Here is a 7,375-nt window from a genome sequence, read left to right as displayed (position 1 = left end):
TCGGTCGCCCTCATGCAGTTGCGCTTCACTTCGCTCGTTGTGATCAACTCACGATGGGACTTTCACCCATAAGAGTGCACCCATGCTGGGCGCACCAAACAAAGAGCCCGCAACCGGTGATGGCGCGGGCTCGACGATCTCTGTGATGATATGACTCTACACGTGTTTTGCCCGACGTGTCAAAGGAACGACGAAGTATTGGCGTCGGCAGACGGCGCGGCGCCGGCCGACGATGGAACTTTGCGGCCATGATCATGCTTGAGACATGAGTTCGCAATTCCGGAAGGTCAGTCCTGGCAAACCGATCGAAACGCCACGCCAAGCACGACGGCGCCGAAGCCCGGACGAAGTCCGCGCCGATGCTGCTGAAACGGCTGGGCCCCGGCCTCATCACCGGCGCAGCCGACGACGACCCGTCGGGCATCGCGACCTATTCGCAGGCCGGCGCGCAATTCGGCTACGGGCTGCTCTGGACGGTGTTTCTGACCCTGCCGTTCATGATCGCGATTCAGCTCGTCAGCGCGCAAATCGGCCGGGTCACCGGCAAAGGGCTCGCCGCCAACGTGCTTGAGCTCGCGCCGCGCTGGATCGTGCTGGGGCTCGTCTCGCTGCTCGTCATCGCCAACACCTGCAACATCGCCGCCGACATCGCCGCGATGGCGGAAGCACTCTCGCTGGTGATCGGCGGGCTCAATCACGAGCACGCGCTGATCTTCGCCGCGGGCTCGACCTTGCTCCAGGTGTTCGCGCCCTATCGCCGCTATGCGCCGGTGCTGAAATTCCTGACGCTGACGTTGTTCGCCTACGTTGCCACCGCCTTCACCGTGAATATCCCGTGGAGCACCGCGTTGCTCGCCCTGGTATGGCCGAAGGCGAATCTCAGCGCCGAGTATTTCCTGATGGTCGTCGCCGTGCTCGGCACCACCATCAGCCCCTATCTCTTCTTCTGGCAGGCTTCGGAGGAGGTCGAGGAGATGAACCAGGGCAAGCGCGACAAGCCGTTGCGCGACCTTCCGACCGGCGGCGATCCTGAGATCGCGCGCATCGGGGCCGACACCACCGTCGGCATGCTGCTCTCCAACTGCGTCGCCTTCTTCATCATCCTGACCACGGCGACCGTGCTCAACGCCAACGGCATCACCAGGATCAACTCGGCGACGGAAGCCGCCGAAGCGCTGCGTCCGCTCGCCGGCGACTTCACCTTCGCGCTGTTCGCGCTCGGGATCATCGGCACCGGCCTCCTGGCGATCCCGGTGCTGGCGGGCTCGGCGGCTTACGGCGTTGCGGAGATTTTCGGCTGGCGCGCCACGCTGGAGGCGAAGCCGGAAAAAGCGGTCGGCTTCTACACCATCATCGCGGCGGCAACCATCATCGGCTTCGGCCTCGGCTTCACCGGCATCGATTCGATACACATGCTGGTGTGGAGCGCGGTGCTCAACGGCATCGTCGCCGTCCCCATCATGGCGATGATGATGCTGATCGTCTCGAGCCGTGCGATCATGGGCCGTTTCAAGGCCCAGTCATGGCTGGTCGCGCTGGGCTGGCTCGGCACCGCGATCATGGCGCTGGCCGTCCTCGCCCTGCTCGGCTCGTCCGTGATGGGCTGACTGGACCGGCGACAATGCCGACGAAATCTGCCACGCGATGACGAAGGCCGCAGGCACGGCCGGCACGCGTATTACGGCGTCACGGGATTGACGGTCGGGGACGTTTTCGGCCCCGGCCGCTCGGGCTCGAGCGACGATTTCGGTTCGGTCGGAAGCACCTTGGCGCCAACGGCGTGCGCGGCCTCGCCCGTGGTTGCATACATCGCAACGTGAGCCGGCTGCGTCCTGGCACGGCTCCACGGCCCGTGATCGACGATCAACATCGCAGCAATCGTCAAGCCCGCCACGATCAGCGCAATCACGCCGGGATGGCGAAGCGCCGAGGACATGGAGGCCGAGGACATGGAGTTTGCGAAGCGATCGGCTGCCATCGAAAGTTCCTACTTGTTCATCTCGTAGATTAACGCAAACGCATCCTGCGAGTTCCACCCTTCGCTTAAGCAAGTTCCGAGCCACTGCGCGGAACCTGATCGTCTCGATGCGATCACTTTTTCACGTCTCACTTTTTCACGTCGGGGCGCGCGTCGCCGACGAACCTGTCGCGGTTCGGCATCTTGACGGCCGCAAGCGATTTGGCATCGAGCGTCGCATCGGCTGCCACCAGCCCGTTCAGGTTCAGGATGTAGGCGGACACCGCATAGACGTCGTCGTCACTCAGCGACTGAGGCGCGTTCTGCGGCATGGCGCGACGGATGTAGTCGAACAGCGTCGGCGCATAAGGCCAATAGCTACCAACCGTGCGAACAGGCTTGGGCGTTGCTATCGTGCCCTGGCCACCGGCGAGCCGGTCAGCCAGGCCGCCCTCGCCTTTTTCGCCATGGCACGAGGCACATTGCTGGACGAACACCTCGCGTCCATGGCTGACGGAGCCGCCTCCGTTCGGCAGATTGCTGCCGTCACGTCCGATATCGATATTCCAGCCCGCGATCTCCGCAGCCGTCGCCGGGCGACCGATGCCGTAGGGGCTTTGCGCTTGCACTTCGCTGGCGAACGCACCCAGCACGATTGCGACGGCGATGCCGCAAGTCTCACGCCAGCGCATTGGTCACCTCGCCGTCAGCCGCGATGCGCCAGGGCCAGATCGCGTTGTTGTGGTAGAAATAGTTCTCGCCGCGCACCCCAAGCAACTCGGCCAGCGTCGGCTGCACATAGCCGGTCTCGTCGACGGCACGGCTCTGGATCACGGCTGGCTTGCCGTTCCATTGCCAAGGCAGGCGGAAGCGCGTGAGGGCGCGCGTCAACACCGGCTCCTGCAATCGCGCGTCCTGCCAGCTCTTGCCCTCATCGACCGACACCTCGACACGCTTGATCTTGCCATGTCCGCTCCAGGCGATGCCGGTGATCTCGTGGAAGCCGGGCGCGTTCAGATGCTGGCCTCCCGAGGGGCGCGTGATGATCGACTTCGCCTCCATGTAAAAGGAAAACTCGCGGGCCGTGCCGTCAGGTAAGAGATCGGTGTATTTCGAGGTTTCTTCGCGCGAATATGCGGGCTCCGCAGTCACGTGCAGACGGCGCAGCCATTTCACGCTCATATTGCCCTCGAAGCCCGGCAGGAACAGCCGCAACGGATAGCCTTGCTGCGGACGCAGCCGCTCGCCGTTCTGGCTGTAGACCAGAAGGGCGTCCTCGAGGCATTTCTCGATCGGAATGCTGCGCGTCAGCGCAGCGGCGTCAGCGCCTTCGGCGACGACCCATTTGGCGTCCGGTTTCAATCCAGCCTCCTGGAGCACCAGCTTCAGGCTCACGCCGGTCCATTCGGCGCAACTCACCAGACCCACGAGGTCCGATGCCGTCTTGCCATAGGGCTTGGTGTAACCGGGATTGCCGGAGCATTCGAGGAAGTGGATGTGCGACTCCGACGGGAGGCGCCGCAGATCGTCCATGGTGAAGATCAGGGGCCGTTCGACCAGGCCGTGAAGCATCAGCCGATGCTGCGCCGGATCGATGGTCGGAACACCGCCATGATGCCGCTCGTAGAACAATCCGTTCGGCGTGATGACGCCGTCGAGCTCCTGCAATGGCGTCCGGCTGGACGCAGAAATGTACTGCTTGAGAGTCTTCGAGATGTTCTTGACGACGCCCTTCTCGAACGGTGACGGCGCACCATAGGGCTCGCCTCCCACCGGCTCGCCCGGCGCCTTCATCCATTCGGGAATGTTGGGCGGAAGGTTGTCCGTGTCCGCGGCGGCCGATGCGCCAGCACCCAGAGCGGCGCTGCCCGCCACCGCAGTGCCACCTTGCAGGAAGCGGCGGCGTGTTGTTCTCGCGGATTTTCCGTCGGCGTCGATCGTGTTGCTCATTGCGGATCCTCGACTGAAGCTCGAGCGGCATCAAACCTTGCGCGAACTGCATTTGCAATCCGCCCCCATTTCAAAGACAGCCGATTTCGATCAGGACTGATCTAGATCCGCCAGCCGCAACAGCAGTTCCCTTCTTCGCAATGCAAAAAATCTCTCGCGTCACTCGCCCGGTGCGATCGCGTTGCTCGGCGTCGGGCGGTCGGTGATCTGCTGCCCGAACAGGCTGCCGATCAGCTCGACCGCAGTGCGCGCGGTGCGACCGCGCTCGTCCAGGAACGGATTGAGCTCGACGATATCGACCGATCCCACCGCCCCGGAATCGTGCAGCAGCTCCATGATCAGATGCGCCTCGCGATAGGTCGCTCCACCCGGCACCGTGGTGCCAACTCCCGGCGCCACACACGGATCGAGGAAATCGACATCGAAGCTGACATGGAGCACGCCATTGCTCGCCTTGACGCGCTCGATGACGCGCCGGATCAGCACAGCGACGCCGAATTCGTCAATCTGGCGCATGTCGACAACCCTGATCCGGCGTGTGCGCATCAACTCCTTTTCGAGATTGTCGATCGAACGCGCGCCGAACAGGTCCAGCCTCTCAGGATCGATCGAGGCGCGCGGGTCATCGCCAAGCAATCCGTCGAGGCCAGGCTCACCGCACAAGAACGCCGCCGACATGCCGTGCATGTTGGCGGTGATCGTCGTCTCGGGCGTATTGTAATCGGCATGGGCGTCGAGCCAGAGCACGAACAGCTCGCGTCTGCGCTCCTGCCAGTAGCGCGCCATGGCATTCACCGAGCCCATCGACAATGTGTGATCGCCGCCGAGGAAAATCGGTAACGCACCGGTTTGTGCGATCTCATAGCCTCTGCGGCTCAGCACGCGCGTCCAGCGCTGGATTTCGCGATAATGATTGGCTTTTTCGGGCGGCCTGTCAGCGAGGTCCCAGACCTCCGCCACGGAGAGATCGCCGTAATCGACAATTTCGAAATCAAGGCTTTCGAGCAGTGCCGCAAGCCCGGCGGTGCGAAGCGCCGCAGGGCCCATCAAGGTGCCGCGCTGCGAAGCCCCCATGTCGATGGGCGCGCCGAGCAAGGCGATACGCCGGGCTCGATCCGTCATGATCCGATCGGTCACAGCAATCTCCCGAGGTCAGCAAGGCTCCGCCAGCCTAACAGAGATTCGCATCCGTCGTTTCCCGGGATCATGGGTCCCGAAAGGCCTCGCGCGCCCGGAACAAATTCCCGGGCGCCGCATTTTCCCTGCGAGGCTGGCACCCGCCGTTCAAAACGGCGCCTGTCGCGGATAGCCAAAGGTCTTTCGGCCCGCTGTTCAGAACGAGCGCTCGCGCGGATAGCCAAAGGTGCCGGCCTCCATCTCTTCGTCGGATTCGGAGGTCGCGAGCTTGAGCACCGAAATACCGCAGTCCAATCCCCGGCCCGGGGTAGCCGAGCGCGCCATCGATGCAGCGACCGACGTCTCCCGTACGATCGGCGAGATCGCAGGCGGTCTCCACGCCGCGATCGATCGCCTCACTGCCGCGATCGATGAAGCGCGGAAACCCGGCCGGCCGCTCTCGACAATCGCGGCAATGACACGCGAAGCGCCCTTGGCCAGTCTGTTCGTCGCTTTCCTTTTTGGTGTGGCAGTCGCACGGCGGCGCTAGCGATCAGAGTTGAAGCGGTTCAGGCAGCGCTGACAACTTCGAGTTCAGCCGCCAGGAATTGCTTCTCGAACGCCTCGGCAGGCATCGGGCGGCCGAAGAAGTAGCCCTGCCCTTCCTCGCATCCCATGCTGACCAGAAAGTCGGCCGTGGCACGGTTTTCAATGCCTTCGACTACGACCGTAAGTCCGAGCTGCTTACTAAGACCAATTTCGCGACGCAGATTTACCGTCAGGGCCTCGACATCTTCGGCGCCTCGCATTTGGACGGCGACCTGTTGTCGCGCGACGGCGCCGCGTCGAACTTCTCAGTGCTGAACCTCTGGTTCACGCGCTACCAGACACTCAACGACGCCTGGTCGCTCAAGCTCTCCGCGGCCAGCCAGACGGCATCACGGCCGCTGTTCACTTCGCAACAATTCTATCTCGGCGGCGCCGCTTTCGGCCGGGGCTATGGCGCAGCCGAGATCAGCGGCGACAACGGCCTTGCCGGCTCGCTCGAGCTGCGCTTCGACCAGAAGCTCAATTTCCGCTACTGGAGCGGCTATCGGCTCTACGCCTTTGGCGAGGCCGGCGCGGTCTGGAACGACGGTTACCGCCTGAGCGACGGCCTGTCGCTGACATCGGCCGGAGCCGGCGTGCGGTTCTTTCTGCCGGACGATCTTCAAGCCGATCTCGGCGTGGCCGTCCCCTTGAGCTACCGGGCGCCAGAAAACGAGCGCCGCAGCCCGCGCTTCCTGTTCACCCTGTCGAGCGCGTTCCGGCTCTGCCCCGAACGCAGCAGAGGCGGCAGCCTCTAGCCGCGCAGCCTTCGGCTGCCGCGCGCCTTGATGCAGCCCTTTTGGGGCGCTTCTCACAGACTTGCTTAAATTTAATGCCGTAGCCTGCTCACGATCGCTCGATCCGGGAGTTCCCAATAACCATGTTCAGCCCAAAGTGATTTGAGACCGATCCATGAAAAGGGTGTTTGTAATCTTGGCTTTTCTCTGCGTCCTCGGCGTCGGCCAGTATTTCGTGGTCAGCCGGTTCGCGATCCGCCATGAGATTTTGACTCTGTTCGATGCCTCGCGCCAACGGCCGATTTCGGTCGAAATCGCGGTGCGGCGCGACTACGAGACCAAGGCCAATCTCGGACTCTGGAAGCTCCCGCTTGCTGTCATCAGCAACGGCAACACCGTCAAGGCCACCGAGTATTCCTTCCTCGCCAACGTGCTCGCGGCGCGCGGTTATCTCGTTGCCAGCATCCAGCAAGACCTGCCGAGCGATCCGCCGCTGATGACCCATGTCGGTCAGCAATATGTCGGGCGGCGCGAGGTCTATATCCGCTGCGAGGCCAACATCCTTTTCACCCTGGCCGAACTGAAGCGACGGCAGGAAAACGCCGACTACGACCACATCACCCTCGTCGGTCATTCCAACGGTGGCGACGTCTCGATGTATGTCGCCCATCAGCACCCGGAGATAGTGTCGAAGGTGATTACGCTCGACAATCTGCGGGTGCCCTTCGTGCTCAGCGACAACATGAAGATATTGTCGTTCCGCTCCAAGGATCCGCATTTTCAGACCGATCCGGGCGTGCTGCCGACGCCGGAAGAGGCCAAAGCGCGCGGCATCGACATCGTCCATACCGGTGCTCAGCACACCGAGATGAGCGATCGTGGTCCCGATGCGGTCAAGGGAAAGATCCAGGAGACACTCGACCGCTTCCTGCGCAACAGTGCCAGCAGCGCGCTCGCGCCGGCTGACACCAAAAGCCCGATGATCATGAATCCCGGCGACTATTAGCCGGGAGCCCTTTGCGGCAGA

The 7,375-nt window shown here is 63.1% G+C and carries 7 protein-coding genes and 2 pseudogenes; 4 read left to right on the top strand and 5 right to left on the bottom strand.

What is annotated here, in order from left to right:
- Nucleotides 1–359: 359 nt before the first annotated feature.
- A complete protein-coding gene (locus IVA80_RS19455; protein ID WP_247433730.1) occupies nucleotides 360–1,607 on the top strand; it encodes a divalent metal cation transporter in 1,248 nt (415 codons plus the stop codon).
- Nucleotides 1,608–1,678: 71 nt separating this feature from the next.
- Here IVA80_RS19455 and IVA80_RS19450 read toward each other — a convergent pair whose 3' ends face one another.
- The 4 genes from IVA80_RS19450 to rocF form a co-directional block, all read right to left on the bottom strand.
- Nucleotides 1,679–1,978, bottom strand: coding sequence for a hypothetical protein (locus IVA80_RS19450; protein WP_247433727.1), 300 nt, complete (start codon nucleotides 1,976–1,978; stop codon nucleotides 1,679–1,681).
- Between the two features lie 128 nt (nucleotides 1,979–2,106).
- On the bottom strand, nucleotides 2,107–2,649 hold the full coding sequence (locus IVA80_RS19445; protein ID WP_247433724.1) for a cytochrome c: 543 nt from the start codon (nucleotides 2,647–2,649) through the stop codon (nucleotides 2,107–2,109).
- Nucleotides 2,636–3,907, bottom strand: coding sequence for a sulfite dehydrogenase (gene soxC, locus IVA80_RS19440; protein ID WP_247433721.1), 1,272 nt, complete (start codon nucleotides 3,905–3,907; stop codon nucleotides 2,636–2,638). The genes IVA80_RS19445 and soxC overlap by 14 nt, the downstream gene beginning before the upstream one ends.
- A 159-nt stretch (nucleotides 3,908–4,066) precedes the next feature.
- Nucleotides 4,067–5,044, bottom strand: coding sequence for an arginase (gene rocF, locus IVA80_RS19435; RefSeq protein ID WP_247433718.1), 978 nt, complete (start codon nucleotides 5,042–5,044; stop codon nucleotides 4,067–4,069).
- 268 nt (nucleotides 5,045–5,312) lie between these two features.
- Here rocF and IVA80_RS19430 point away from each other — a divergent pair, with 268 nt between their 5' ends.
- Complete coding sequence (locus IVA80_RS19430) at nucleotides 5,313–5,573, top strand: hypothetical protein (RefSeq protein ID WP_247433715.1); 261 nt, start codon at nucleotides 5,313–5,315, stop codon at nucleotides 5,571–5,573.
- 19 nt (nucleotides 5,574–5,592) lie between these two features.
- Here IVA80_RS19430 and IVA80_RS19425 read toward each other — a convergent pair.
- Nucleotides 5,593–5,781: pseudogene (locus IVA80_RS19425) on the bottom strand (EAL domain-containing protein); the annotation flags it as partial.
- Between IVA80_RS19425 and IVA80_RS19420 the strand changes: the two are divergent.
- A pseudogene (locus IVA80_RS19420) lies at nucleotides 5,776–6,369 on the top strand (ShlB/FhaC/HecB family hemolysin secretion/activation protein); the annotation flags it as partial. The pseudogenes IVA80_RS19425 and IVA80_RS19420 sit on opposite strands and share 6 nt — an antisense overlap.
- Before the next feature lie 154 nt (nucleotides 6,370–6,523).
- Nucleotides 6,524–7,354, top strand: a complete 831-nt coding sequence (locus tag IVA80_RS19415; protein ID WP_247433711.1) for an alpha/beta hydrolase — start codon at nucleotides 6,524–6,526, stop codon at nucleotides 7,352–7,354.
- The last annotated feature ends 21 nt before the right edge of the window (nucleotides 7,355–7,375 follow it).

The sequence above is a fragment of the Bradyrhizobium sp. 139 genome (assembly GCF_023074175.1).
Taxonomy (GTDB): domain Bacteria; phylum Pseudomonadota; class Alphaproteobacteria; order Rhizobiales; family Xanthobacteraceae; genus Bradyrhizobium.
This window is presented reverse-complemented; position numbering and strand designations above follow the sequence as displayed.

What these genes read in the sequence shown, in the direction of transcription:
- soxC (WP_247433721.1), bottom strand. Translation starts at nt 3,907, where the DNA reads ATGAGCAACACGATCGACGCCGACGGAAAATCCGCGAGAACAACACGC.
- IVA80_RS19415 (WP_247433711.1), top strand. Translation starts at nt 6,524, where the DNA reads ATGAAAAGGGTGTTTGTAATCTTGGCTTTTCTCTGCGTCCTCGGCGTC.
- IVA80_RS19450 (WP_247433727.1), bottom strand. Translation starts at nt 1,978, where the DNA reads ATGGCAGCCGATCGCTTCGCAAACTCCATGTCCTCGGCCTCCATGTCC.
- IVA80_RS19455 (WP_247433730.1), top strand. Translation starts at nt 360, where the DNA reads ATGCTGCTGAAACGGCTGGGCCCCGGCCTCATCACCGGCGCAGCCGAC.
- IVA80_RS19445 (WP_247433724.1), bottom strand. Translation starts at nt 2,649, where the DNA reads ATGCGCTGGCGTGAGACTTGCGGCATCGCCGTCGCAATCGTGCTGGGT.